We start from the raw sequence: 23,697 nt of genomic DNA, 5'->3' as shown, positions 1-23,697 counted from the left end.
GGCACACGGATGGAGGCCCTCACGTCGCGGTCCGCGCTGTGCGCACGGACGCAAGGCTCACGCGGTGCGAGACACCGGCGGCTGCGCACCCTGGGAGGGCGACGTCTCACTCCGGCCCAGCGTGTTCGACAGGTAGTCCTGGCCGCTCTGCAGCCGCTGCTTGAGGTCATCGCGGAGCTGGTTGCCCGCCTTCGGGGCCAGGAGCAGGCCCAGGCCCGCGCCAACCAGGATGCCCGCCGCGAAGGCGCCCAGCACCGGCAACACATCCTCCGCCGCGCTGCGACGGCTCTCCAGACCGATGAGGTTGAGCAGGTCGTCCTTGTCCATCTTCTTGAGGGCGTTCAGGTTCATTCGCGACTCCAACAGGCTGTTACGTCGTGGGGAGATGAGACAGCAAACGCTAGTAGGACGGAGGGCGCGGAGTCCCAGCGGCGGACGCATCCGCCGACGCGGAGCCTTCCCGCGCGGGCGAGCCCACCACGCTCCGCCCCGTCTGATAACCCTGGAAGGCCGTCTCGGCCATGCCCAGCAGTTCGTCCTTCACGAAGGGCAGCGCCGCCAGCCGCACGCCCAGCTTGAGGATGCGCGCCGTCAGCGGCGTGAAGAGCCCACCGCCCAGCACGTAGCCCACGCCCAGCGCGGCCGCCATCATCCCGTACGGGTTGCGCTCCACGCGGCCCCGCAGGTCCAGCGTCTGTCCCAGGTCATCCACCGCGCCCCTCGCATCGCTCCAGAGCTGTTGCGCCTCCGAGCCAATCTGGTCCACCCGCTGGCCGAACCCCGCGTCGGAGCCATGCTCCCGCGACGAAGGGTTGCCGTTACCTGAAGCCCCTGGATAGTTCGTCATGAGTGCCCTCTCTCGTGTTTGCGTCAGCGGTGCCACTCAGCGACGCGAGGCGATGCGCCCCACCAGGAAGCCCACGGCCACCGCGCCCAACAGGCACGTCCCGGGGTTGGCGCGGATGAAGCTCACCACGCGGTTGTTCATGTCGACCAGGTTCTGCCGCGCCTCATCAATCTGCGGCACCACGCGGTCCTGAAGCTGTCGGGCCCGGTCGGCCACCTGCTGCGGGTTCATGTCCATGAAGGCGTTCTCCTCGATTCAAAGGGTGAAACCACGAAGTCGTCGGCCCGCGCGCTCAGCGGCGCGAGCCCAGCAGGAATCCCACCGCGAAGGCCGCGGCCACGCACTCGTGCGGATGACGGCGCACCCACTCGCGCCAGTCCGCGGCGACCGCCACTTCCTCGCGCAGCGCGCTCACCGACGTGGCCAGCTCCGCGCGCGTCCGCTCGATGTCCTCGCGCAGCCCCGCGCTGGTGCGAGGGCCCACGGGCTTGGGGTGTCCATTGCTAGCGCCCATTCGAAGACTCCTTCAAGAGCGGGTTGCCCACGGGTACCGGGGCCGGAGTGGAGAGGGCCGCCATGCTACGGGTCAACTCATCCGCCGTGTCGTCCATCATCCGCCGTGCCTTCAGTCGTTGCAGCGCCCAGGCGATGCCGCCCCCGCCCGCCACCAGGTTGAGCAGCGACACCGCCCCGAGCGCCCCGGCCCATCCCAGGTACGCGGACAGCACCGCCGCGAGCGCACCGCACGCGAAGGCATACCCCACCAGGATGAAGGGCACGAAGGCGGCGATCATCGCCACGTTCATGCCCGTGGCCTTCAAGTCCTCCGCGAGCTCCAGGCGCGCCAGTTGGAGATGTTGCGTCACCAGGCGGCTGAAGCTGTCCGCCATGCGGCCGACGAGCGCGGCGAGGCCACGCTCCGTCTGTTCGCTCCCCACGTGCATTCACTCTCCGGCCGGCGCTCACGTCCTCACAGAAGTGGCGCCAACCTAGGCACCCCTGCCCTCCGGGACAACCTCCTCCCGGCGTTTCTGTCCGGCGTTCGCAAGCGTCGGCCACTCAACGCGCCCGCCGTTCCCCCACGCTACCCGATGAGCTCCACCGGTGGAGAGGGGGACGACGCCACCTCGGCGATGGGCGCCGCGAAACGCAGGACGAGCGGCAGGTGGTCGGATGCAATCCGGCTGCGTTCCGTGCGGTGGGGGTGGATGGAGAGCGGCCGGACACCCGAGTCCACGTAAATCCGGTCCAGCCGCAGCACGGGCCACCGCGTGGGGTAGGTCCGTGCGGGAGTGCCCAGCTCCAGCGCCGCGTCGTGGATGGCCTGGCGCACCAGCGACGGCACCGCGCCGTTGCCCCAGTAGTTGAAGTCCCCGCACACCACGGCCGGGTCCTTGCGCACGGCGTCCCGGAGGATGTCCGAGCCCAGGAGCAACGCCTCCTGACGCCGACGCTCGGCCACCCGCAGGCCCAGGTGGAGCGAGAAGACGTGGAGCTGCTGTCCCCCGCCCAGGTCCAGGTCGCAGCGCAGCGCGCCCCGAGGCTCGCGCCGCCCCACGCTCAAGTCGTAGTTCTTCGAGTGGAGGATGGGCAGCCGCGTGAGGATGGCGTTGCCGTAGCGCCGGCCGTTGCGCACCACGTTGGGGCCAAAGGCCATGTGCATCCCGAGCATGTCCGCCAGGTGCTCGGGCTGGTCCTCGCGCGAGGTGCGCGCGCGGAAGTCGCCCACCTCCTGGAGTGCGACGATGTCTGCTCCGACTTCGCGGAGCACCTCACCCACGCGGCCCAGGTCGAACCGGCCGTCCGTCCCGATGCCGCTGTGGATGTTGTAACTGACGAGCGTCAGCTCCACGGGGCGCCGCTAGCCGTGGAGGGGATTGAGGCGCCGCGCCGCCAGGCGGATCACCTCGAAGGGCAGCGCCGCCAGCCTCGCCACCGCCTTGACCGCGTCCCCCAGACCGCCGCGCAGCGTCTGCAACTGGCGCCCCGCATCGTCGATGAGGTCCGGGAACCGGCCACGCGGAGGCTGCTCGCGCGTGGGAGGCAGCGCGCCAATGGGCAAGGTGCCCCGGATGACGGGCTCCCCCCTCGACGCCTGCTTCCTGTTCTGGTCCTCCCGGACCTTGTCCTCACGCGAGGCGCGCTTCGACGCCGCGCGGGCGGGCGTCGACATGCCGTGGGAGAACTTGCCGTCGGGTTCCTGACGCGCCAGCTCCTCGAGCTGAGCTTCCATCTGTCGCGCGTGGAAGTTCTCCTCCGTCTCGGAGAAGGACTTGCCGTAGTGGACTCCTTCGCGCGCCGCCAGCTCCTCCGTCTGCGAGCGGGATTGAGCGAGGTGCTCCTTGTCCCGCCGGCGCATGCTGCGGCTCTGCGGCAGAGTCTTCGGTACCTGGAAATGGTCGAAGCTATAGGGACGAGGCATCCACGAATCTCCAAAGGGTTATTGGGTTCGAGCAGAAGCTAGGAAGCCTGGAGGCGCGCCGGTACGGCTTGACGCCATGGCTGACAGTCGGCTGCCTGCCCTCCAGCCCACCGGGCCGCGATTCCAGGCCCCTGCGACGTCCAAGTGCCGACAATGTCTGGCGTGCGCCGCTCGCTCGCGGACCGAGGGGCCGGACGTCGCCAGGCAGGCACCCCAGCGGGCGCTCCCGGGGAAAGGGGCAGGCGTCCGACACCTGCTCTTCTCACCCTGGGAAGAATCCGGGACTTCGTGGTGTAAAGGACCGCTCATGGCTCCGCACCCCGCCCGCTGGTTGTATTCCGCGCCCTCCCACGCGCTGCTCGCACTGCTCGCCCTCGGTGCGAAGGCCCAGGCCGCCGAGCCGACGCCCGCGGCCGTCGTCGTCCCCGCCTCCTCGGTGCAGGCGCCCTCGGCGGCGCAGGGTCGCCCCCTGCTCTCGCTCCAGCCCGGCACGGCGAAGCCCGGCGACCCGGTGATGGTCGCGGTGCGGGGCATGGCGGGCATGCCCACGGGCACACTCGCGGGACGCGCGCTGCGCTTCTTCCCGTGGGGAGATGGCTTTCTCGCGGTGACGGGCCTCCCGGTGGAGCTGGCGCCCGGCAGCGCGCTGGTGCAGGTGGTGGGGCCGTCGTCGCTGGGCGGCGCGCCGCTGGAGCTGACGGGGACGCTGGACGTGGAGGAGCCGGGCTATCCGTCGCGCGAGCTGAAGGTGTCCGGCAAGTACGTGGCGCCTCCGGCCTCGGTGAAGGCCCGCATCGCCGCGGACCGGAAGGCCTTCGCGGCGGCCTTCTCCCAGCCCTTCAGCGCGCCGCACTTCGCGCAGAACTTCGTCTGGCCCCGGCAGGACCGCATCACCGCGCCCTTCGGAGACCGGCGGACCTTCAACGGCAAGCTGTCCAGCCAGCACTTCGGCGTGGACATCGACGGGGACCCGGGCGCGCAGGTGACGGCCAGCAACGAGGGCACCGTGGTGATGGCGCGCGACAACTACTCCGCTGGGAAGACGGTGCTCGTGCACCACGGCGGAGACCTGTTCACCGCGTACTTCCACCTGTCGCGCATCCAGGTGCGCACGGGCGACAAGGTGGAGCAGGGACAGCACCTGGGCCTCGTGGGCAGCACCGGCCGCGTCACCGGCCCCCACCTCCACTGGGGTGTGAAGGTGGACGGCATCTGGGTGGATGGCGAGTCGCTGCTGCGCCTGGACTTCTTCCCGTCCGCCGCGCCCGCCGTGGCCAGCGGGGACACCGCGCTCGGCGTGCCCTGAGCGCGGCGGCGACGACGCTCAGCGGTCGTTCCACTTCGGCGCGCGCTTCTCCATGAACGCGGAGACGCCCTCGCCGGCATCGTCCGCGAGCACGTTGAGCGACAACTGCGAGGCGAGGAACTCCAGCGCCGCGGGCAGCGGCAGGTCCTCCGCCGTGAAGAAGGCACGCCGGCCCAGGGCGAGCACCGCCTGGCTCTTGCCGGCCAGCTTCCCCGCCAGCGCCGCGACGGCGGCGTCCAGCTCCGAGGCGGGCACCACCCGGTTGACCAGGCCCAGCGCCAGCGCGTCGCGCGCGGGGAGCCTGTCCCCCGTCAGCACCAGCTCCAGCGCCCGCTTGCGGCCCACGTGGCGCTGCAGCAGCGCCATCATCATCATCGGGAACAGGCCCACGTCGATTTCGGGCGTCCCGAAGTCCGCGGTCTCCACCGCCACGGCCAGGTCACACGCGAGCACCAACCCCAGGCCACCGGCCAGCGCGTGCCCGTTGACGCGCGCCACGGTGGGCTTGCGCGCCTCCTGGAACCGGGTCAGCAGCTTCCCGTAGGAGCGGCGCCCCTCGTGGGTGGCGAGGAAGCCGCCGTCGCCCACCATCTGCCCCAGGTCTCCGCCCGCGCAGAAGACCTTTTCGCCCGCGCCCGTGAGCACCACCACTCGGACGGAGGGGTCCGCCTCCGCGCGCTCCAGCCCGTCCATCAGCGCCTTCACCACCGTGGGCGACAAGGCGTTGCGCGCCTTGGGCCGATTGATGGTCAGGTGCGCTTGGGGGCCTTGGACTTCGTAGAGGACTTCTCCGACGACGGCTTCTCCGGCTTCCATGCGGCGGTCTCCGCGCCTGGCGACGCGTCCGCCAGCACGCCATGAAGGAAGGTATCGGCGATCTGCGCCTTCGCCCGCTCCAGGGCCTGCGCGTCGCGCGAGTCCGCCAGCCCCGTCACGAACGCCGTCAGCCCCATCTCGATGGCGCCAAACAGGAGCGCGGAGGACAGCAACGGGTCCGTGTCCGCGCGCAGCTCCCCCGCCTCCTTCGCCCGGATGAACAGCTCCGAGCTCAGGCGGATGGCGTCCACGAAGGCCGTCTGCCGGTTGATGCGGGAACCCGCTGGGCTGCGGGCAATCTCCAGGATGAGGACCTTCACCGCGCGCGGGTCCACCCGGTACGCCTCGAAGGCCACGTCCACCACGCCGTACACCTTGGCCGAAAGCGCCCCCTCCCCCTCCACCACCGCGCGCACGCGCGTGACGAAGCCGCTCCAGCCCGTGTCGAACACGGTCTCCAGCAGCTCATCCTTGTTCTTGAAGTAGTGGTAGACGAGGCCGTAGGCGACACCGGCCTCCTTCGCCACGTCCGCGATGCGGCAGCCGTGATAGCCCTTTCGGGCGAACACATCGATGGCTGCCCGCAGGATGGTCCGGCGGCGCTCGCTCTCGCGATTCCCGTTGTCCGCCGCCGACTTGCTCTGGCCCACGACGTCCTCCACCGGCCGGTTGATTCTTCAATCAGCCGGTGTGGACCCTACGAACGCGGGCCCCCGGGGTCAATGGGTACTTCTCCGGGAGGCCCGCGCGAGACGGCGGACTAGAGCACGTCGCCCGTGACGAGGGGCGCGGTGACGAACACCTTGTGACCCTCGAGCTGCGCGGCGGTGTACTTGCAGAGGGCTTCCGTCTTCCAGGCAACGGGCGCGGGGAACGGCGAGGGCTGCGGCTCCTGGGTGATGTCGTGCTTGTCGCTGATGAGGTAGCGCTCCACGCTGTACGACGGGTACGTGAGCGGAATCATCCCGGTGACGAACGGGTCGACCTGCACGGGGCCCTCGGCGCCGCCGGTGCAGCCATCCGACTCGGAGTTCTGGGCCATGTGGTTGAACCAGGGGTCCGACACGAGGAAGGTGGCGCTGGCTGAGCCGAAGTGGTCGATGTGGACGTTGGTCGCCGGCGGCGGCGGGGAGATCTGCCGCACCGTGTCCACCTTGTCCAACCCGTGGGGCACGCCCGTCCAGAGGATGCGCTCCTGGACCCAGATGAGCGTGGACACGTCATAGGCGCCGTTGCCGCCGTTCCACCGGCCATCGCCGTTGGTGTCGACGAAGCGCTCGCCCGCATCCCAGGTGCCGTTGTCGTTGTTGTCGACGAAGGGCTCGGTCAGGTCTTCGTAGTCCTCGCCGGTGTCGAACTGGCCGTTGTTGTTGTCGTCGTTGAACGCCTCTTCGCCCGTGGTGAGGGCGATGAGGGCGACCAGGTTGTCGCGCGGGTTGTTGGTGATGCCCGGGCGGATGGGGTCGGCGCGCTCGGGCTCGGCACGGTCGATGAACGGCTGTGCCGGCGTCCCATGGGCCGCCAGGGGGTTCCTCTCCCAGAGGAACGGCTCCATCCACAGCGGGGCGATGTAGTCACCCGTGTGGGTGGCGTCCTTGACGGGATTCCAGGTGAACACGCCCGGCGCCACGTCCTGCGGCAGCGGCAGCGAGGTCTTGTAGAGGACCTCCGCGTTGCCCACCACGTCGGTGGTCGACGTGGCCGTGGGGCCAATGGTGCCGGCCTCGGTGAGGAAGGACACCTGCGCGCCCTCGATGCCGTCGCCGTTGCGATCACCCACGTGGGCGATGCAGCGCACCTTCACGCCGGCGATCAGGTGCCGCGCCTCATCCCAGGCGCCAATGGCGTGGTGCAGACCGGAACCATCACCGGACCACGAGCCACACTGGAACGTGAGCTGACGGGAGCTGGAGTTGGTGCCCGCGAAGCTGATGACCGGGGAGATGACCGACTTGGCCTCCGCACCCGTTCCCGCCGACGCGACCACGACCACCGAGGCGACACGGCCTCCTCGGGCGACCACCTGCATGGAGACAAGTCCATCACCGGGGTTGGTCGTCCCCTCGGTGGGAGAAATCTCAACACCCGGTACCGGTGACTGGAGGGTGAAAGTCACCTGCGTGCCGGCTTGCGCCATGCCTCGCGAGTCCACCGCGCGGAAGCGCAGTGTGGTGATTTCTCCCAGTCGCGGCCTAGCCGGAGACTGATCCACGAACTCAAGCGTGGCAGGAGCTGGCGAAGAGCACGCCAACAACACCATGCTCGTGAAGGCCATCCACGAGGCCAGACCCGGACGCATCAGCGACGACTCCTTGACGAAGAAGGAAGCACGCTGTGCGCGAGCAGCGCACAGCGCATTTCCATCATCTTCCCGGTCTACCTACCGTCCAGTCAAGGACAGGACAGGAAGACCGATGGGCCCCTTGCGTCCGGCGAGGGGCCCCCCGGGGTGGAATTCAGGCGACGGTGCCGCTGAACATCACCCGGGCGACCCCCAGCAGGCGGTCCACGTCCCGTGCCGTGAGGCCCCGGGCGCGCGCGAAATCAGACAGAGGACGCAGCAGGTCCTCCGTCTGGGCAAGGGTCTGCTCCGTTCCGGTGAAAAGCTCTCCAAGGCTGACGCCAAGGGCGTTGGCCAGGGCGGCGAGCGTTTCCACGTGGGGGACACGCTCTCCACGCTCGATCATGGAAAGGAAAGAGACGCTGATTTGAGCCCGCTCCGCGAGCTCCTCCTGCGTCCACCGCTCCGGCCTCTGCGTACGAAGCTCGCGGATGCGCTGGCCGATTCGTTTTCCGAGGTCCGACACGAAATACTTCTCCTGGCTGCTTGGGGGTTGGTGGAACCACCATGCACATGGGGTGATTCCTAGCCGCCCGAACCGAATGATCCGACACCCGCGACGCTGACATTCACATCGGAAAATTCCAACCCGATATCACGTCGCAGAGTCACAACCCCTTCGATGCGCCAGCAGTCACACGCTGGCCCATACGACACGCCCAGTGTCTGCTGGGCGAGGGGCTTGTACTCTTGGGTTATTTGATCTTGGTAAAGGGGCTGCACCAGAGCTTCGTACCGCACCCCGAGGCCAAATCCGAGCTTCAAACGCGCACCCGCGATGAGAGCTTGAGACCGCTCGGCCGGAGGGAGGCCGGGCGTTTCTCGGGATACACCGCCTACCAAGGCATCTAGAGGGCGGCGGAGGGTATCGGGACCCTGGGCGAAGGGGGAATCACCCTTGGCGAGGGCTTCCCGGCTGGTAGTGAGGATGTCGTCGTAGCGCGCGTACAGGGCGTTGCCCTTGCCGTCGTCGATGGCGAAGTCCGCGCTGAGCTGGGTGATGCGGCCAGACCTGGGGTCGAGCCGGACCAGCCCTCCGGCGTTCAACACGCCGGCGCTCGCGCTGAGTCGCGCGAAGGTGTCCCGCAGGACGGGCTCGGGGTCTCCCAGCTTGTTGGCGGCCGGCACGTAGCGCGTCAGGTCGAACCCCTGACCGATGCGAAGCCGAAGGGGCTCACGGACCTGGGTGCCCGTCTTGACGCGCAGGGACTGGTCCACGGCGAGCACACCCTGGAGGAAGCCCCGGGTGGAGCCATCAAGCGCGAGCGGCACCGCCCGATCAATCTGGTCGTAGGGCTGGGCAAGGCCTCCATCCTCGGCGCCCGCCGAAGGCACCCGCCCCCACCCTCCCGGCACGTAGCGAAGCTCCAGGGAGGGCGCGAAGCTGTGGCGGTAGCTCGTCTTCGCGCCCGTCCAGGTCCGGCTCAGCTGCGTGTCCAGCATGAGCCCGCCGATGGGATAGCCGCGCTGCCACGACTTGCCGGAGTACTCACCGGCCCACACGTCCTGGCGCAGCGACAACGACGGCGTCACGCGCGCGACGTCCCCCAGCGCCACCGACGTCGACAGCCGGGACGTGAAGTCGATGCGGTCCCTGGCCTCGCGGTCCCTCGAGTCGAAGAGGGCATTGGATTGACCGGGGTCCGGCGCGTCACCGACCCCCAGGAGGAGGTAGTTGCCATTGGGTCGGAAGATGCCGTCGACGCCTTCGTCCCCGAAGCCTTCATGGATGGGGGCCAGGCGGGTGAACTCCGCGCGCAGTCCTCCGGTGAGGCCCCCGAGGAGGGGGCGCTCGGGCAGCGACAGGACCAGCCCGGGCAGTCGCTGGAAGGTCCTCGGTGAGGGCAGGTCCGACCGCAGCGGGTCGACTTCCGCCGGCACGCGGTTGTCCTGGAAGAAGCGGTAGGGCCAGCGGATGTCCTGGCGCAGGGAGACGTCCAGGCCCGCGTAGGAGTCCTCCTGTCGCCGGAAGACGGTGGCGGTGCTGCGCAGGTAATCCAGCCCCTGGACGAGGATGTCTGCGGTGAGGTCGCGGGTGTAGTTGCCGTCCGAGACGACCGACGCGTCCACCCGGTCGTACCAACCCGAGCCCAGGTCCTGGAAGTGCTGCCAGGAAGCCTCTCCTCGCAGTCCGCGCGGGGCGTCGATGATTTTTCTGATCCCGTTCGGATCCACCGGATAGCGGAAGAAGTCGAGGGTCGTGGGGTCCAGCTTGGGCCGCGAGTCGTAGAGGAACCCGAGCGTGGCGCGCCCCCGCGTCCGCTCGCTGGGCACGTAGCGGAACTCAGTGAGCAACCGGGGGCCCTTCACGCCGTTGGGCCGCGGTTCCTCGTAGGTAATCGTGTTCTTCGTCTCGGAATTGCCATCGGGGTCGTGCGTCTTTTCCACGAGCGCGCCATGGTAGTAGCCCGGGGTGAACGTCAAATCGTAGCTGCGACCCAGCGTGACGAAGAGGGGCTGCTCCAGGCCGAGGCCATTGAGGCTGGAGAACTGCGGACTGGGGAAGAGGAAGCCCGTGCGTCGCTCCGCCAGCGGCAGATACACCCAGGGCAGCGCGAAGATGGGGACGGACTGGATGTAGACGACGGGCCAGGTCAGCGTGGCGCGCTCGCCGAGGATGACGTTGGCGGAGCTCGCCTCCATGCGCCAGGTCGGCGTTCCGGGGCCGCACTCGCACGGGGTGAAGGCCAGGTCATCCACCACGAAGGCGTTGGGACCGGTGCGACGGATGCGCGAGCCGCTGAGGATGATGGGCGTCTCCCCCATCGCACGCAGCTCCTGGGGCGTCTTCGCCGTGAGCAGCGCCTCCTGGGTGACACCCTTCTTCTGCATGAAGAGGCCGCCCTTGAGGGTGGCCACGAAGGTGCGGATGTCCACGTGCACGTCGTCCGCCACCGCGGCCATGCCGTCGGGGCCCACGAACATGACGTTGCCGGTGGCGGTGGCCACCTGGTTCGCCTCGTCGTACGTCACCTCGTCGGAGCGCAGCAGCATCTCACCGGTGCGCAGCTCGCAGTGGCCGCGCGCGGTGAGCAGTTGCTTGTCGGCCTCGTAGGTGAGGAAGTCCGCGGCCAGCTCCACCGTCTCGCCGGAGGGGAGCTGGACCTGGGTGGCGAGCGGAATCTGCGCTGACGACACCAGCAGCGCTGCGGCGAGCGGAACGAGGAGGCTCATTCAGGGGTGCAGGGTATGCCGCGCCACGGCCGCGCGGTCGCCCTTATCACCGAGCCGTGCGCTGAAAATCCAACGAAATGACGTTGCCGTCCTGCCGCGCCTGCACCGGGGCCTGCTGCCGGAGCTGGATGGTGACACGCACATCGCGGCCGTTCGCGTCCGCCTCCACCCGCGTGACGGGCGAGTTGAAGAAGGACGTGTCCAGCGGGTGGGTGTTGTTGTTCAGGTCGATGCGGCTGTTCTCCAACTCCAGCACCACCGCGTTGCCCTGCTCGCTCACCGTGTAGCGCGCCGGCTCGTTGGTGCGGATGAAGACGCGCGAGACTCCCGGCTGCTGCTGGAAGCCCACCAGCGTCATCGTCTTGCGCCGCGACGACACCTCCGCGGACGAGTCCGAGCCGCTGGCCACCTCGCGACGCGGACGCGGCGTGGCGGAGGCCACCCGCTCCTGCTGGCGACGCTCGCGCTCGGCGCGGGCCTCTTCCTCACGCTGACGGCGGGCCTCGACGGCCTCGTCCGCGGCGGCCTTGGCGGCGGCCTGCTTCTCCTCGGCGGCGGCCTTCGCGGCGGCACGCGCCTCCTCCTTCTGGCGCTTCTTCTCCTCGGCGGCGGACTCGGAGGAGGCACGGCGCTCATCGGCGGCGGCCTGCGCGGAGGCACGGGCCTCCTCTTCCTGACGCTTGCGCTCGTCGGCGGCGGCCTGCGCGGAGGCACGGGCCTCCTCTTCGTGACGCTTGCGCTCGTCGGCGGCGGCCTTCGCGGCGCGCTGCTCATCCTCTCGCTGGGACGTGGCGCGGGCCTCGGCCTCCTGCTGGCGCTGGCGCTCAGCATCCGCGTCCTGCTTGGCGCGGGCGGTCGCCTCGGCGGCGGCCTTCTCCTGCGCCTGACGGTCCGCTTCGGCGCGGGCGGTGGCTTCGGCGGCGGCCTTCTCCTGGGCCTGGCGCTCGGTTTCGGCCGCGGCGGCGGCCTTCGCGGCGGTGCCGTCCGTGGTGGGCTGCGCGGCGGCGGGCTCCGGCTGTGTGGTGGGAGCCTGGGCCACGGCCTGTCCGCCCCCGCCGACCACCTTGACGACGAGCTGCGTGTCGGTGGCCTGGATGTCCGTCTCCACCTCGCGCTCGAAGCCGATGAGCACACGGGCGATGGCGGAGTCATCCGAGCCATAGCTGGCGGTGCGGATGCCCGTCACCGTGCCATTGCCCACCTGCGTCTCCTCGGGGACGCCGGAGAAGACGGCCTCCGCGATGTCGATGACGAGCCGGGGCGGGTCCGTCATGGTGAAGGTGGTGAAGTTCGCCTTCTTCGAGCCGGTGATGGTCACCGTCCCGCCATTCACCTGCACGCCGGTGATGGTGTTCAGGTTCGCCGGAGCCTGCGCGAGCGCCCAGAAGGGCACGAGCACCACACCGAGCAGCCACACCGCTGAGGCCTTCATCAACCACTCCCCTTCACGTTGACAGTGGGCGCGGATGCTAACACGCGCGCCTCACCCTCCAACTTTCCAGCCGTACGGCCCTCAGCGAAGGCGCGGCAGGGCCGGCGTGCGGTGACGGTGCGTCCGGGCGTACTCGATGAGGTTCTTGATGTCGTAGCAGATCTGCCGGATGTCGTGCCCCATCGTCAGCTCGATGTGGCTGTTGCCCTTCACCGGTCGCCAGAGGAGGTACTCGCTCTTGGCGGCGCGATACACGCTCCGGGTGGACTCCACCGACGCCAGCGGGTCCATGTCCCCGAAGATGATGGCCATGGGGATTTGAATCTTCTCGAAGCCGCGCTTGAAGTCGAAACCGGTGCGGTAGCAGACCATCTCCCCGCGACGAATCCAGCGGGCGAACTGCTCCAGCACCTTGCGCGGCTCGCGCTCACCGCCCTCGCGCAACAACCAGCGGATGTCGTCGGAGCCCACGCGCTCCGGGTTGATGAGCCGGTTCATCCGCGTGGTGAGCTGTTGATACAGCGGCGAGTCCTCCGCCTTGCCAATCTGCCGCTCGACGAACTTGAGGATGAGGTCCACCGGCATCGCGTTGAAGCGCAGCTTGCGGCGCGCCTCGGGCTCAAGCCTCTTGCCCAGCTTCGCGTTCACCGTGCCCACGCCTCGCGCGAGCACCTTCCTGCCCAGCCCCTCCACCTCACCCCCCAGATTCAGTCCCGCGAGCGTCAGGTCCACCATGCCGCCGAGCATCGGCGCGCCGCGCGCCACCATGCGCAGCAGCATGAAGCCCCGCCCCAGGTCCGCTGGAGCGCCGATGGTGATGAGGCCCTCGAAGTCGTCGTGGATGCCGGTGTAGCCGTAGCCCAGCATCCCGCCCATGGAGTGGCCGCAGTAGAAGATGCGCTCGCGACGGGTGATGCGCTTCACGCCGGAGACGGCGGCGGGCAGGTCGTAGAGGAAATAGCTGTCGATGTCCCAGCCGTAGTCCAGGTCTGGAGGCAGGGGGCGCTTGAAGCGCTCGGCCCGCTCCTTCTGGAAGGCGATGGAGCTCTTGCCGTGCCCTCGCAGCTCCAGGATGTGGATGTCCACGCCGAAGAAGAGGAGGTTCTTGACGAACTGTCCGCTCGTCCACGTGTGCCGGTTCTGGGAGAAGCCATGCACCAGCAGCAGGGGCTCACCGAACAGCGGCTGGGCGAAGGGTTGCTTCACCGGCCGGTAGCGAGTGATGACCAACGACCAGCCGTCCGCCGTCTCCACCACGTACTTCGTCTTCGAGTAAAGCGCCCGGAAGTCGACTTCATCGATGGAGGGGATGGCTGGTCCCGTGGTCGTCGCGGCTCTCCAGTCCGGCAGGCGCATATCTTGAATCTACGGCGGCTGATGCAGCGCGCCAAGGATTCAGTCCCTCTGCTCACCCGTCTTGCTCAGCGAAGACCGAAGGTCCACCCTACAAGGTCACCCCAACGAGCCTCGTCTGGAGAGCCCTGGTCCTGCTGGGTGAAACACCGTCGTCCAGGTGTCTCGAGGTGGCCCTTCAGGGCGTTCGGGTCCGGTCTTTCCGGGCTCGCACCATGCCGACCAGGAAGAGAGAACCCGTGCACAGCACGACGCCGTCCACGCCCGCTCGCCGCCGGGCTTCCGCCAGCGCGGCATCCACGTCGGGCCATGCGGCCACGTCGGCGGACAGGGCGCGCGCTTCGTCCAGATAGGCCGCCGGTGACAACGAGCGCGGGGTGTCCAGGGGCGTGAGCTGTACGGAAGCACACGCGGGAAAGAGGGCCCGCATCATCGGCCCCCGGTCCTTGTCCGCCACCACGCCGAAGACGCAGTGGATGGGGCGACCCGCATACAGCGCCCGCAGGGACGCCAGCAGCACCGCCACACCCGCGGGGTTGTGGGCTCCGTCCAACAGGACAGTGGGCCCCTGCCCTACTTCCTCCAGCCGTCCCGGCCAGCGCGCCGAGCCCAGCCCCGCTCGCGCCGCCTCGGGGGTGACGGCGATGCCTCGCGCGTCGAGGGCCTCCAGACAGGCCAGCGCCACTCCAGCGTTCTGGAGTTGATGCGGTCCGCGCAGCGAGGTCCGCAATCCGTCCAGCCTCCAGCCCGGTCCCCTGTAGGCCAGGCTGCCGTCGGCCTGGGTCTCGACGGAGAAGTCCCGGCCCTCCACCCAGAGCGGCACGGACAGGGCACGGGCACGGGCCTCGATGGCCTCCAGGGCCTCGGGCTCCTGCCGGGCGACGACGCACGGCACGCCGGGCTTGAGGATGCCGGCCTTCTCACCGGCGATGGAGCCCAGGGTGTTGCCCAGGTACTCCATGTGGTCGAAGGAGACGGGGGTGATGGCGGTGACAATCGACGGCGCGGCGGTGGTGGCGTCCAGCCGCCCACCCAGGCCCGTCTCCAGCACCACCACGTCCACGCCAGTTTGCGCGAAGTGCCACAGGGCGACGACGGTGCCGAACTCGAAGTACGTCATCGGCTCCGCGACGGCGGAGGGATAGCGCTCCAACACGTCGAGGATGGCGCGGCCGAAGTCCTCGTCGGAGATGTCCTCGCCGCCCACGCGGATGCGCTCGTTGATGCGCACCAGATGCGGGGACGTGTAGAGCCCCACGCGGTGGCCCGCGGACTGGAGCGCGGTGGCGGCGAAGGCGCAGGTGCTGCCCTTGCCGTTGGTGCCCGCGACGTGGAGCACCGGATAGCGGCGCTCCGGGTGGCCCAGGGCCTCGAGCGCCTCGCGCACCCGTTCCAGCCCCAGCTTGATGCCGGAAGGGTTGAGCCGGGAGAGGAAGCCCAGGGCCTCCTCCGGTGTGCGGGGCGCGCTCATGCCAGGGACGCGAGCCGCGCGGACTCAGCCCAGCAGGCCGAGAATCTGCCCGAGCTTCGCGCGCAGGTCCTTGCGGTTGACGATGCTGTCGATCATCCCGTGCTCGAGCAGGAACTCCGAGCGCTGGAAGCCCTCCGGCAGCTTCTGGCGGATGGTCTGCTCGATGACGCGCGGACCGGCGAAGCCGATGAGCGCCTTGGGCTCGGCGATGATGACGTCGCCCAGCCAGGAGAAGGACGCCGCCACGCCACCCGTCGTCGGGTGCAGCAGCACGGAGATGTACGGCTTGTTGCCGGTGCGGAAGCGGGCGATGGCCGCGGACGTCTTCGCCATCTGCATCAGGGAGAAGATGCCCTCCTGCATGCGAGCGCCGCCGGAGGCCGAGAAGATGAGCGCCGAGCACTTCAGCTCGTGGGCGCGCTCGAAGGTCCTCGCCACCTTCTCGCCCACCACCGAGCCCATGGAGCCGCCCATGAACTCGAAGATGAACGCGCCCACGGAGACCTGGTGGCCGGCGATGCGGCCCACGCCCGAGACGAAGGCGTCGTTCTCCTCCAGGTTCTTGCGCGTGGACTTCAGCCGGTCCTTGTACTTCTTCGTGTCACTGAACCCGAGCGGGTCCTGCGGCTCCAGCTCCTTGTCGAACTCCTCGAAGCTGTCCGGGTCCAGCAGCGTCGCCAGCCGCGCGCGCGCGTTCCACGGATGATGGTGGTCGCAGTGCGGACACACCATCCAGTGCTTCTCCAGCTCCTGCCGGTAGATGATCTCGTCGCAGTTCTCGCACTTGGCCCACAAGCCCTCCATGCGAGACGGACCGGGCTCGGGTTGCTGCTGGGTGTCGACGGCGATGCGGGGCTTCTTCGAAAACCAGGCCATGAGGGGCCGGGGGTTAATCCGACCGTCCCCGCCCGTCAACCGTTCCGTGTGGCGCGCCGCGTCGTCCCTCTTGGGACGGGGCTAGAACTCGAAGGTGTCGTTCAGCTCCAGGACTTCCACCGGCATGCTCGCCAGCTCCTTCTTGAGCTGGGCCACGAAGGCTGGCTTGAGGTGGTAGAGCATCACGGAGGTCCCGTTGCGCTCGAACTTCTGGAGCTCCAGGCCCAGGGTGTGGGGTGTGAGGTGGCCGGAGATGTCGGCCAGCGACTGGAGGGCGTTGGGGAAGGACGTCTCCAACAGGAGCGCCTTGAGGTCGCGCGTCTGGTTGAGGGCCTTCCAGAGCTTGTCGGTGGGGCCGGTGTCGCCGCTCATGGCGAGCGACGTCTTCCCGTTGGAGATGATGAAGCCGCAGGACTCCACGGGGTGGCTCACCGGCACGCTGCGCACGGTGTAGGGCCCCACCTCGAAGGTGCCGCCGGCGCGGAACGTCTTGATGCGCAGGACGGGGTTGGCCTTGGTCGGGATGCGGGTGAAGTCCGGCCAGAGCGCGTTGTTGAACATGTTGTCGCGCAGGGCCTTGGCGCACTCGCGCGAGGCGTGGATGGTGACGGGCTTGTCGCGGCGACCGATGACCAGGTCCGCCATCAGCGGCAGGTCCTTCACATGGTCGAAGTGACTGTGGCCCACGAGGACGTGGTCCACCCGACACAGCTCCTCCAACGAGAGCGTCCCCGTCAGTGCGCCCGCATCGAGCGCCAGCACGTCATCGACGAGAAAACACGTGCTCTTGCACGTGGGAAGCTCGCCACCGTGGCAGCCGAGGACTCGGAGCTTCACGCTAGAGGTCTCCGAACTTCCACTTCATCTCCAGGTATTGGAGGAAGTCGTGGAGTCTGGCCGTGTCATACACGGTGACTCTGTCACCACTGCGTGAGATGAGGCCGGCCCGGATCATCCGGTCCAGCACGTTGCGCACTGCGGGCTCGCCCACGCCAATCTGGCGGGGCATGTCGCGGACCACGAAATCAACCTCTGTGCCCTCTTCGGACGGGCGACTCCGGGTCTGGGACAGCAGGATGAGCTGGTGGACGACCCGGCTGGCCGGATCATTGTGGAGCAGGTTCTCAATCTGGGCGTCCGCCTCGGAGAGCCGCCCCGCCAGCGTCTTGATCATCCGGACGGCGATCTCGGCGTTGCCGCGGATCATCGCCTCGAACGTCTTGGGGTCGATGACCAGCAGGCGAGCGTCCTCGTTGACGACCGCGGACGCATTGCGGGGCTTGTTGGAGATGATGGCCATCTCCCCGAAGAATTCTCCGGCACCCAGCACGGCAAGCGTCTTCTCCACGTCGCGCACGCGCTTCGTGATGGAGACCTTGCCCGCCTGGATGACGTACATCTCCCGGCCGGCCTCTCCCTCGCGGAAGAGCTCGGTGCCCTTTGAGAATTCCTTGCCGAAACGTTGAAAGAGGGTTTCCTCGGCGCCCATCCTGCGAGGAGTCAATCAGCCCCTCCCCCCCTGGTCAAATTCCATGTTGTGCGGATCAGTGGGACAGCGAGTGTGTGCAGGCGTCCGCGCCTCAAACCCGACACCCCCTTTTCGCTGGCCGAGACAACGGGCGCGCCGGCCGATAGAAGGCCGCCCGTGGGAACGACCTACAAGCAGTCCGGAGTGGATATCGAGGCCGGCGACGCCTTCGTCGACCGAATCAAGCCCTTCGCCGCGCGGACGATGCGTCCGGAGGTGTTGGCGGGCGTCGGCGGTTTCGGCGGGCTGTTCGCCCTGCCGCCGGGAAAGTACCGGGAGCCGGTGCTGGTGGCGGGCACGGACGGGGTGGGCACCAAGCTGAAGGTGGCCTTCTCCGCGGGCCGGCACGGCACGGTGGGCATCGACCTGGTGGCCATGTCGGTGAACGACATCCTCACCTGTGGCGCGGAGCCGCTGTTCTTCCTGGACTACTTCGCCACCGGGCGCCTGGAGGTGGACGCGGCGGCCGAGGTCGTGAAGGGCATTGCCCTGGGCTGCGAGCAGGCCGGCTGCGCGCTGTTGGGCGGCGAGACGGCGGAGATGCCGGGCTTCTACGCGCGGGGCGAGTACGACCTGGCGGGCTTCTGCGTGGGCGTGGTGGAGCGGTCGGCCATCATCGACGGCAAGAGCGTGAAGCCGGGTGACGCGCTCATCGGGCTGACGTCCTCGGGGCTGCACAGCAACGGGTACTCGCTGGCGCGCAAGGTGCTGCTGGAGGACTCGAAGCTCGCGCTGGACGCGACGCCCGAGGGCCTGGGGCGTCCGCTGGGCGACGCGCTGCTGGAGCCCACGCGCATCTACGTGAAGGACGCGTTGGCGCTGCTGGCCGAGGTGAAGGTGAAGGGCATGGCGCACATCACCGGCAGCGGGATTCCGGGCAACCTGCCCCGGTGCCTGCCGGATGGGACGCGCGCGGTGCTGAGCGAGAAGTCCTGGGTGAAGCCGCCCATCTTCGACCTCATCGCGAAGCTGGGCAGCGTGGCCCGGGACGAGATGTTCAACACGTTCAACATGGGCCTGGGCCTCATCGTCGTGGTGGCACAGGAGGACGTCGCGAAGGCGCTGGAGGTGCTGCGCGGACGGGGCGTGGAGGCCAGCGAGGTGGGCCGCGTGGAAGCGGGCCAGGGCGAGGCCACGGCGGTCATCGAGCCATGAGCGGACGGCGGGTCCGGCTGGGCGTGCTCGTCAGCGGCAGCGGGAGCAATCTCCAGGCGCTGCTCGACGCGTGCGCCCGGGAGGACTTCCCGGCCGAGGTGGCCTGCGTCGTTTCGAACATGCCTGGCGCCTACGCGCTCGAGCGGGCTCGCGCGGCGGGAGTTCCGGCCGTGGTGGTGGACCACAAGGCCCACGCGTCGAAGGTGGAGTTCGAGGCGGCGCTGTTGGAGGCGCTGCGCGCGGCGGGCGTGGAGTGGGTGTGCCTTGCGGGGTTCATGCGGCTGCTCAGCGCGGACCTCCTGGGGCGCTTCACGGGCAAGGTGCTGAACGTCCACCCTTCCCTGCTGCCGTCATTCCCAGGGCTGCATGCGCAGCGGCAGGCCTTGGAGCGTGGCGTGAAGGTGGCCGGGTGCACGGTGCACTTCGTGGACGCGGGCACGGACACCGGGCCCATCATCGGACAGGCGGCCGTGCCGGTGCTGCCGGATGATGATGAGAAGAGCCTGAGCGCTCGCATCCTCGTCGAGGAGCATCGGCTCTATCCATTGGCCGTGCGGCTCGCGGTGACGGGGCAGGTCGCGCTGGATGGGATGCGCACTCGTGTGACGGCGGTGGCGACGGCGGGAGAGCTGGCGCTGCGCAGTCCCGGGGCCGTGAAGTGACGGGCTCGCGAGAGCCAGGAAGCACCTGCGCGGACCCGGCAAAGGACGACAGGCGCGCGGCGCTTCGCGAGGCATCCACGGTGCTCGTGAGCGCGTGCCTGCTCGGGGAAGCCTGCCGGTACGACGGTCGCTCGCAGCGCTCCGAGAGAGTGCTCGCGGCGCTGGAGGGCAAGGCAGTCGTTCCCGTCTGCCCCGAAGTGGGCTCGGGCCTTCCCATCCCTCGTCCTCCCGTGGACCTCTGCGGTGGCTCGGGTGTCGACGTCTGGGCGGGACAGGCGCGGGCGCTGGAACGAGAAGCTCGCGTCGACCGGACCGAGGACTTCAAGCGAGGCGCCCAACTGGCCCTGGATGCCGCGCGCAACTTCGGTGCTTCGGTAGCGCTGTTGAAGGAGAAGAGTCCTTCCTGCGGAAGCCAGCGCGTCTACGAGTCCGGGACACTGCGGCCCGGTGAGGGCATCACCACGGCGCTGCTCCGCTCCGAGGGCGTCACCGTCGTCAGCGACGAGGACCTGTAGCCTGTCGCGCCAGAGCCCTTCCATGTCCGTGCTCTCGCCCTGTCCCGAGAAGATTCGCCGCAGGGGTGGAGAGGTGCTCGGCGACGAGGACTTCGAGCTCGTCCGCTGCGCCTCGTGCGAGACGCAGTACCTGCACGACTCGGAAACAGAGGCGCTCTACCTCGACCCGGCGGACCTCACCATCGTCTGGCGCAACGTCGGCGGCCTGCCTCCTCCATGCAGGGGCTGTGGCCGCCTGGACTGGGACTTCCAGGTCCTCCCCAATCCCAGCGACGAAGCCGCCCGCCAGGGCCCGTGGAGCTGGGCGCTCTCATCTAGTTCGACGACACGACGAACTCGTCACCCGCCCGAGGCGCGAAGCACGCCTCCACGTCCGCCTCGGTGACATCGCCCAGCGTGCCCGGGTGCCAGCGCGGCTTGTTGTCCTTGTCCACGAGCACCGCGCGAATGCCCTCGCGGAAGTCCGCGCGCGCCGTCATCGACTGGCTCAGCCGGTACTCCACCGCCACCATCTCGTCGTAGTCCCGCGTGCGCCCCATCCGAAGCTGGCGCAGTGACACCTTGAGACTCGTCGGACACATGCGCACCAGCGTCGCCCACGTCTCCTGGGCCCACGCCGAGCCCTCCGCCTCTAGCGCCTGCTGGATGTCCTCCACGCGCTCCGCCGCGAAGCACCGGTCCATCGCCGCGTGCTGCGTGGCGAGCACCGACGTCCCCGCGTCCGCGTGGAAGCCCGCGAGGATCCGCTCCACCACCGCGCTCGCCGGCCCCGTCCCCCACTCCGCCTTCACCAGCGCCTCCAACACCGAGGCGAGCCGCGCGGACTCCACGTGGTGCGTCCCGTAGCCGAGCCACATCGCGTCCGCCGCGCTACACCGGGCCCCGGTGAGCCCCAGATACGTCCCCGACTCACCCGGGAAGCGCGGCAGGAACCAGCCGCCCCCCACGTCCGGGAACAACCCCAGCGCGGTCTCCGGCATCGCCAGCACCAGCTTCTCCGTCACGACCCGGTACGCCCCGTGGATGGAGAGCCCCACCCCGCCGCCCATGCAGACGCCGTCCACCAGCGACACGTACGGCTTGCCGAAGTGGTGGATGCGGTGGTTCAGCGCGTACTCGGCGCGGAAGAACTCACGCGACACCCGCTCCTGCTCGCCCCGAGGAGACTCGGCCACGGACGCCGCCACCGCGCGCACGTCGCCTCCCGCACAGAAGGCCCGGCCACCCGCGCCCTGGATGACCACGGCCTTCACCGCCGGGTCCGCCGCCCACGCATCCAACTGGGGATGCAGCTGTCGGCACATCTCCAGATTCAGCGCGTTCAGCGCCTTCGGACGGTTCAGCGTCACCACGCCCACCGCCCCACGCGTCTCCATCAGCACGCCATCACTCATGTGGAGCCCCGAATATCAGTCATGTCGGCCTGACGCGCGCGATTCGTGGACCGCCCCGTCCCCCGCCGCGCTATGGGTGGGAAACCATGACACCTTCCGACACGCCCCTGCGCGCCGCCGTGTTCGACATGGACGGTACCCTCGTCGACAACATGGTGTTCCACAACCAGGCCTGGGTGGCGCTCGCGCGCAAGCTCGGCCTGTCCCTCACCGCCGACGACTTCCAGACCCGCTTCGCCGGCAAGAAGAACGAAGAAATCCTCCCGGAGCTGCTCGGCCGCGCGCTCGCCCCCGACGAACTGGAGCGGCTCGCGGACGAGAAGGAGAACCACTACCGCACCCTCTACCGGCCCCACCTGCGGCTGCACCGGGGCGCCGAAGCCTTCATCTCCCGCCTGCGTGCGGCCGGCATCCCCATGGCCATCGCCACCGCGGCCCCCCACGGCAACCGGGAGCTGGTGATTGACGGGCTGGGCCTGCGCCCCGTCTTCCACCGCATCGTCGGCGCCGAGGAGGTCTCCCGGGGCAAGCCCTTCCCGGACATCTTCCTCGCGGCCGCGCAGGGCCTGGGCGTCGACCCCTCCCAGTGCCTGGCCTTCGAGGACGCCATCCTCGGCGTCATGTCCGCGCACGACGCTGGAATGCCCGTGGTGGGAATCACCACCACGACGTCCTCGACGCAGCTGCGACAGGCCGGCGCCCTCTGGACGCTCCCGGACTTCACCACCCTTCCGCCCGAGCTGGAGACGCGCCTCTTCGGCGTGGGGAGCTGAGCCCGGGGCCGGGTCACTCCGCCCCCACCGGCCTTCACGGCGCGCCAAAAGGGAGCCAGCGGCGCGGGACGTTGTGTAGTGTTGCCCGCCTCATGACGTCCGCAGCCAAACTCAAGCTTCCCTCGGGTCCATCCCGGCACGTGTATGACGTCATCGTGCTGGGCAGTCAGCTGGGTGGTGCGCTCTCGGCCGCGTTGCTCGCCAAGCGCGGCCATCGCGTCCTGCTGGTGGAGCACGACGGCATGGGCCCGGGTTACGAGCACGGCGGCTACGTGCTCCCCTACGCGCCCTTCGTCGCGCCGCCCCTCAAGGCCATGCCCGCCGTGGAGGAGGCCCTCACCGAGCTGGGCCTCACCACCACCGTGCAGCGCGCGCTGCGCCCCCACTCCCCCGAGCTGCAGCTCGTCCTGCCAAGAAACCGCATGGACCTGCACTCCGACGCCACGCGCCGCAAGGCCGAGGTGACGCGCGAGCTGGGCGAGGAAGGCGAGGCGCTGCTGGGCGCGCTGGTCGGCACCACCGCGCAGCACGAGGCGAGCGACGCCTTTTTCAAGGCCCACCCCGCCCTGCCCCCGGATGGATTCTTCGAGGGATGGGGCCTCAAGAAGCTCATCAAGGCCCACCCCGGGCTGGAGACTCCGCTCCGGCTGGCCTCGGACACCCCCGCGGCCTCCCTGGTGCGCGGCCTGCGCCCCTTCATCAACCACCTGGAGAAGCCGGAGTCGCCGCTCGCGCTCACCCGGACCTTGTCCCAGGTGCTGGCGGCGCCCTCCTTCTTCGCCGGCGGCCACGACGGCCTGCGCGAGATGCTCACCCGGCGGCTGGCGGAGCTGGGCGGCGACGTGCTCGGACGCGACAGCCCCACCGGCTTCATCGTCGAGGAGCTGTCCTTCGACGGCAGCAAGTTCGCCGGCGTGAAGCTGGTCCGCTCGGACACGATCTACCGCGCGGCCTGCCTGGTGGCCGCCACCGACTCCGGCGCGCTGCGGCGGCTGGTGACGGACAAGAAGCACCACCGTGGCCTGATGGAGCACCTGGATCAGTCCACGACCAAATCCATCCTCTTCACCGTCAACTGGGTGGTGCCGGAGACAGCGCTCCCTCGTGGCCTGGGCGAGCTGACGCTCGTGGACACCCAGGACGCGGAGCTGGGCGCCATGCTGCTGCAGCTCCACCCCGCGCGCGCCTCGGCCACGGGTGGCAAGGAGAGCAAGGACGCGGAGGCCCTGCGCGTCGTGTGCGCCGGCGTCTTCATCCCCGCGTCCGCTCGGGAGCTGGGCGAGGAGCACCTTCAGGCCCTGGCCACCCGCATCGACGCGCAGTTGGACGCCGTCATGCCCTTCACCGCGCAGCACCGGCTCTTGCGCTCCGTGCCCTACCTCGACGCCAGCGGCTCGCGCGGCACGCGGCTGATGCCGCACCCGCTCTACAGCTTCGAGTCGGAAGCAGTGCTGGGCGTCACCGGTTTGAGTCAGCGAACCCCGGTGAAGAACCTGCTGCTCGCGGGCCGCGAGGTGCTTCCCGGCCTCGGCCTGGAGGGCGAACTGCTCGCCGGAGTGCGCGCCGCACGCCTGGTTCAAGACATGTTGAACAAGAAGGATCCGCTCAAGGGCTGATCCAAACGGCTGAAAG

General features: G+C 69.3%; 25 protein-coding genes. 6 read left to right on the top strand and 19 right to left on the bottom strand.

Translation table 11 applies throughout. The annotated features are described in order from the left end of the window. Positions 1–57: 57 nt before the first annotated feature. The 7 genes from HUA74_RS14490 to HUA74_RS14460 all read right to left on the bottom strand — a co-directional run bounded on the left by HUA74_RS14490 (position 58) and on the right by HUA74_RS14460 (position 3,269). Positions 58–351 (bottom strand): YtxH domain-containing protein, encoded by a 294-nt coding sequence (locus tag HUA74_RS14490; protein WP_174455005.1) that lies wholly within the window; start codon positions 349–351, stop codon positions 58–60. A 49-nt stretch (positions 352–400) separates the two neighbouring features. Then, positions 401–847: a hypothetical protein gene (locus HUA74_RS14485; protein WP_141648727.1), complete on the bottom strand. Its 447-nt coding sequence runs from the start codon at positions 845–847 to the stop codon at positions 401–403. Positions 848–883: 36 nt separating this feature from the next. Next, the gene (locus HUA74_RS14480; protein WP_141648728.1) at positions 884–1,084 is read right to left on the bottom strand and encodes a hypothetical protein; all 201 of its coding nucleotides are present in this window, start codon (positions 1,082–1,084) and stop codon (positions 884–886) included. A 55-nt stretch (positions 1,085–1,139) separates the two neighbouring features. Further along, a complete protein-coding gene (locus HUA74_RS14475; RefSeq protein ID WP_141648729.1) occupies positions 1,140–1,361 on the bottom strand; it encodes a DUF3618 domain-containing protein in 222 nt (73 codons plus the stop codon). After that, positions 1,351–1,791 (bottom strand): phage holin family protein, encoded by a 441-nt coding sequence (locus tag HUA74_RS14470; protein ID WP_141648730.1) that lies wholly within the window; start codon positions 1,789–1,791, stop codon positions 1,351–1,353. The genes HUA74_RS14475 and HUA74_RS14470 overlap by 11 nt, the downstream gene beginning before the upstream one ends. A gap of 140 nt (positions 1,792–1,931) precedes the next feature. Then, positions 1,932–2,699: an endonuclease/exonuclease/phosphatase family protein gene (locus HUA74_RS14465; RefSeq protein WP_174455004.1), complete on the bottom strand. Its 768-nt coding sequence runs from the start codon at positions 2,697–2,699 to the stop codon at positions 1,932–1,934. 9 nt (positions 2,700–2,708) lie between these two features. Then, on the bottom strand, positions 2,709–3,269 hold the full coding sequence (locus tag HUA74_RS14460; protein ID WP_174455003.1) for a hypothetical protein: 561 nt from the start codon (positions 3,267–3,269) through the stop codon (positions 2,709–2,711). A 307-nt stretch (positions 3,270–3,576) separates the two neighbouring features. On the opposite strand from HUA74_RS14460, the gene HUA74_RS14455 reads away from it, so the two are divergent. Beyond that, a complete protein-coding gene (locus HUA74_RS14455) occupies positions 3,577–4,575 on the top strand; it encodes a M23 family metallopeptidase (RefSeq protein WP_174455002.1) in 999 nt (332 codons plus the stop codon). Positions 4,576–4,593: 18 nt separating this feature from the next. Here the strand turns inward: HUA74_RS14455 and HUA74_RS14450 are convergent, their stop codons facing one another. From HUA74_RS14450 to HUA74_RS14400, 11 genes are all read right to left on the bottom strand, one after another. Next, the gene (locus tag HUA74_RS14450; RefSeq protein WP_174455001.1) at positions 4,594–5,391 is read right to left on the bottom strand and encodes an enoyl-CoA hydratase/isomerase family protein; all 798 of its coding nucleotides are present in this window, start codon (positions 5,389–5,391) and stop codon (positions 4,594–4,596) included. Further along, positions 5,325–6,041 (bottom strand): TetR/AcrR family transcriptional regulator, encoded by a 717-nt coding sequence (locus tag HUA74_RS14445; protein ID WP_174455000.1) that lies wholly within the window; start codon positions 6,039–6,041, stop codon positions 5,325–5,327. The genes HUA74_RS14450 and HUA74_RS14445 overlap by 67 nt, the downstream gene beginning before the upstream one ends. A 110-nt stretch (positions 6,042–6,151) precedes the next feature. Further along, the gene (locus HUA74_RS14440) at positions 6,152–7,690 is read right to left on the bottom strand and encodes an Ig-like domain-containing protein (protein ID WP_141648736.1); all 1,539 of its coding nucleotides are present in this window, start codon (positions 7,688–7,690) and stop codon (positions 6,152–6,154) included. Between the two features lie 157 nt (positions 7,691–7,847). Further along, positions 7,848–8,198 carry a helix-turn-helix domain-containing protein gene (locus HUA74_RS14435; protein ID WP_015348690.1) on the bottom strand — a complete coding sequence of 117 codons (351 nt, stop codon included), beginning with the start codon at positions 8,196–8,198 and terminating at the stop codon, positions 7,848–7,850. A gap of 59 nt (positions 8,199–8,257) precedes the next feature. Then, entirely contained in the window at positions 8,258–10,906 is a 2,649-nt protein-coding gene (locus HUA74_RS14430) for an LPS-assembly protein LptD (protein ID WP_174454999.1), read from the bottom strand. Between the two features lie 46 nt (positions 10,907–10,952). After that, on the bottom strand, positions 10,953–12,338 hold the full coding sequence (locus tag HUA74_RS14425) for an AMIN domain-containing protein (protein ID WP_174454998.1): 1,386 nt from the start codon (positions 12,336–12,338) through the stop codon (positions 10,953–10,955). An 81-nt stretch (positions 12,339–12,419) separates the two neighbouring features. After that, positions 12,420–13,694: an alpha/beta hydrolase gene (locus HUA74_RS14420; protein ID WP_174454997.1), complete on the bottom strand. Its 1,275-nt coding sequence runs from the start codon at positions 13,692–13,694 to the stop codon at positions 12,420–12,422. 175 nt (positions 13,695–13,869) lie between these two features. Continuing rightward, the gene (locus HUA74_RS14415; protein ID WP_174454996.1) at positions 13,870–15,162 is read right to left on the bottom strand and encodes a folylpolyglutamate synthase/dihydrofolate synthase family protein; all 1,293 of its coding nucleotides are present in this window, start codon (positions 15,160–15,162) and stop codon (positions 13,870–13,872) included. A gap of 24 nt (positions 15,163–15,186) precedes the next feature. Continuing rightward, entirely contained in the window at positions 15,187–16,038 is an 852-nt protein-coding gene (gene accD / locus HUA74_RS14410; protein ID WP_141648190.1) for an acetyl-CoA carboxylase, carboxyltransferase subunit beta, read from the bottom strand. Positions 16,039–16,119: 81 nt separating this feature from the next. Then, positions 16,120–16,875, bottom strand: coding sequence for an MBL fold metallo-hydrolase (locus HUA74_RS14405; RefSeq protein ID WP_141648191.1), 756 nt, complete (start codon positions 16,873–16,875; stop codon positions 16,120–16,122). A 1-nt stretch (position 16,876) separates the two neighbouring features. Further along, positions 16,877–17,527 (bottom strand): Crp/Fnr family transcriptional regulator, encoded by a 651-nt coding sequence (locus HUA74_RS14400; RefSeq protein WP_141648199.1) that lies wholly within the window; start codon positions 17,525–17,527, stop codon positions 16,877–16,879. Between the two features lie 156 nt (positions 17,528–17,683). On the opposite strand from HUA74_RS14400, the gene purM reads away from it, so the two are divergent. The 3 genes from purM to HUA74_RS14385 are packed head-to-tail and all read left to right on the top strand — an operon-like array spanning position 17,684 to position 19,898. Then, positions 17,684–18,721, top strand: coding sequence for a phosphoribosylformylglycinamidine cyclo-ligase (purM, locus tag HUA74_RS14395; RefSeq protein ID WP_141648192.1), 1,038 nt, complete (start codon positions 17,684–17,686; stop codon positions 18,719–18,721). Next, the gene (purN, locus tag HUA74_RS14390; protein WP_174454995.1) at positions 18,718–19,383 is read left to right on the top strand and encodes a phosphoribosylglycinamide formyltransferase; all 666 of its coding nucleotides are present in this window, start codon (positions 18,718–18,720) and stop codon (positions 19,381–19,383) included. Before purM ends, purN begins: the two co-directional genes overlap by 4 nt. After that, positions 19,380–19,898 carry a DUF523 domain-containing protein gene (locus HUA74_RS14385; RefSeq protein WP_174454994.1) on the top strand — a complete coding sequence of 173 codons (519 nt, stop codon included), beginning with the start codon at positions 19,380–19,382 and terminating at the stop codon, positions 19,896–19,898. Before purN ends, HUA74_RS14385 begins: the two co-directional genes overlap by 4 nt. 314 nt (positions 19,899–20,212) lie before the next feature. On the opposite strand, the gene HUA74_RS14380 is transcribed toward HUA74_RS14385, so the two are convergent. Beyond that, positions 20,213–21,292, bottom strand: a complete 1,080-nt coding sequence (locus HUA74_RS14380) for an enoyl-CoA hydratase/isomerase family protein (RefSeq protein ID WP_141648196.1) — start codon at positions 21,290–21,292, stop codon at positions 20,213–20,215. An 86-nt stretch (positions 21,293–21,378) separates the two neighbouring features. Here HUA74_RS14380 and HUA74_RS14375 point away from each other — a divergent pair, with 86 nt between their 5' ends. Then, the gene (locus tag HUA74_RS14375) at positions 21,379–22,065 is read left to right on the top strand and encodes an HAD family phosphatase (RefSeq protein ID WP_174454993.1); all 687 of its coding nucleotides are present in this window, start codon (positions 21,379–21,381) and stop codon (positions 22,063–22,065) included. Positions 22,066–22,157: 92 nt separating this feature from the next. Further along, positions 22,158–23,681, top strand: a complete 1,524-nt coding sequence (locus HUA74_RS14370; protein ID WP_174454992.1) for an NAD(P)-binding protein — start codon at positions 22,158–22,160, stop codon at positions 23,679–23,681. Positions 23,682–23,697 lie beyond the last annotated feature (16 nt).

It is taken from the genome of Myxococcus sp. CA051A (genome assembly GCF_013336705.1).
Lineage (GTDB): Bacteria > Myxococcota > Myxococcia > Myxococcales > Myxococcaceae > Myxococcus > Myxococcus llanfairpwllgwyngyllgogerychwyrndrobwllllantysiliogogogochensis.
This window is presented reverse-complemented; position numbering and strand designations above follow the sequence as displayed.

What these genes read in the sequence shown, in the direction of transcription:
- accD (WP_141648190.1), bottom strand. Translation starts at nt 16,038, where the DNA reads ATGGCCTGGTTTTCGAAGAAGCCCCGCATCGCCGTCGACACCCAGCAG.
- HUA74_RS14380 (WP_141648196.1), bottom strand. Translation starts at nt 21,292, where the DNA reads ATGAGTGATGGCGTGCTGATGGAGACGCGTGGGGCGGTGGGCGTGGTG.
- HUA74_RS14420 (WP_174454997.1), bottom strand. Translation starts at nt 13,694, where the DNA reads ATGCGCCTGCCGGACTGGAGAGCCGCGACGACCACGGGACCAGCCATC.
- HUA74_RS14460 (WP_174455003.1), bottom strand. Translation starts at nt 3,269, where the DNA reads ATGCCTCGTCCCTATAGCTTCGACCATTTCCAGGTACCGAAGACTCTG.
- purN (WP_174454995.1), top strand. Translation starts at nt 18,718, where the DNA reads ATGAGCGGACGGCGGGTCCGGCTGGGCGTGCTCGTCAGCGGCAGCGGG.
- HUA74_RS14400 (WP_141648199.1), bottom strand. Translation starts at nt 17,527, where the DNA reads ATGGGCGCCGAGGAAACCCTCTTTCAACGTTTCGGCAAGGAATTCTCA.
- HUA74_RS14415 (WP_174454996.1), bottom strand. Translation starts at nt 15,162, where the DNA reads ATGAGCGCGCCCCGCACACCGGAGGAGGCCCTGGGCTTCCTCTCCCGG.
- HUA74_RS14485 (WP_141648727.1), bottom strand. Translation starts at nt 847, where the DNA reads ATGACGAACTATCCAGGGGCTTCAGGTAACGGCAACCCTTCGTCGCGG.
- HUA74_RS14480 (WP_141648728.1), bottom strand. Translation starts at nt 1,084, where the DNA reads ATGGACATGAACCCGCAGCAGGTGGCCGACCGGGCCCGACAGCTTCAG.
- HUA74_RS14455 (WP_174455002.1), top strand. Translation starts at nt 3,577, where the DNA reads ATGGCTCCGCACCCCGCCCGCTGGTTGTATTCCGCGCCCTCCCACGCG.
- HUA74_RS14430 (WP_174454999.1), bottom strand. Translation starts at nt 10,906, where the DNA reads ATGAGCCTCCTCGTTCCGCTCGCCGCAGCGCTGCTGGTGTCGTCAGCG.
- HUA74_RS14375 (WP_174454993.1), top strand. Translation starts at nt 21,379, where the DNA reads ATGACACCTTCCGACACGCCCCTGCGCGCCGCCGTGTTCGACATGGAC.
- HUA74_RS14470 (WP_141648730.1), bottom strand. Translation starts at nt 1,791, where the DNA reads ATGCACGTGGGGAGCGAACAGACGGAGCGTGGCCTCGCCGCGCTCGTC.
- HUA74_RS14450 (WP_174455001.1), bottom strand. Translation starts at nt 5,391, where the DNA reads ATGGAAGCCGGAGAAGCCGTCGTCGGAGAAGTCCTCTACGAAGTCCAA.
- HUA74_RS14490 (WP_174455005.1), bottom strand. Translation starts at nt 351, where the DNA reads ATGAACCTGAACGCCCTCAAGAAGATGGACAAGGACGACCTGCTCAAC.
- HUA74_RS14425 (WP_174454998.1), bottom strand. Translation starts at nt 12,338, where the DNA reads ATGAAGGCCTCAGCGGTGTGGCTGCTCGGTGTGGTGCTCGTGCCCTTC.
- HUA74_RS14370 (WP_174454992.1), top strand. Translation starts at nt 22,158, where the DNA reads ATGACGTCCGCAGCCAAACTCAAGCTTCCCTCGGGTCCATCCCGGCAC.
- HUA74_RS14475 (WP_141648729.1), bottom strand. Translation starts at nt 1,361, where the DNA reads ATGGGCGCTAGCAATGGACACCCCAAGCCCGTGGGCCCTCGCACCAGC.
- HUA74_RS14440 (WP_141648736.1), bottom strand. Translation starts at nt 7,690, where the DNA reads ATGCGTCCGGGTCTGGCCTCGTGGATGGCCTTCACGAGCATGGTGTTG.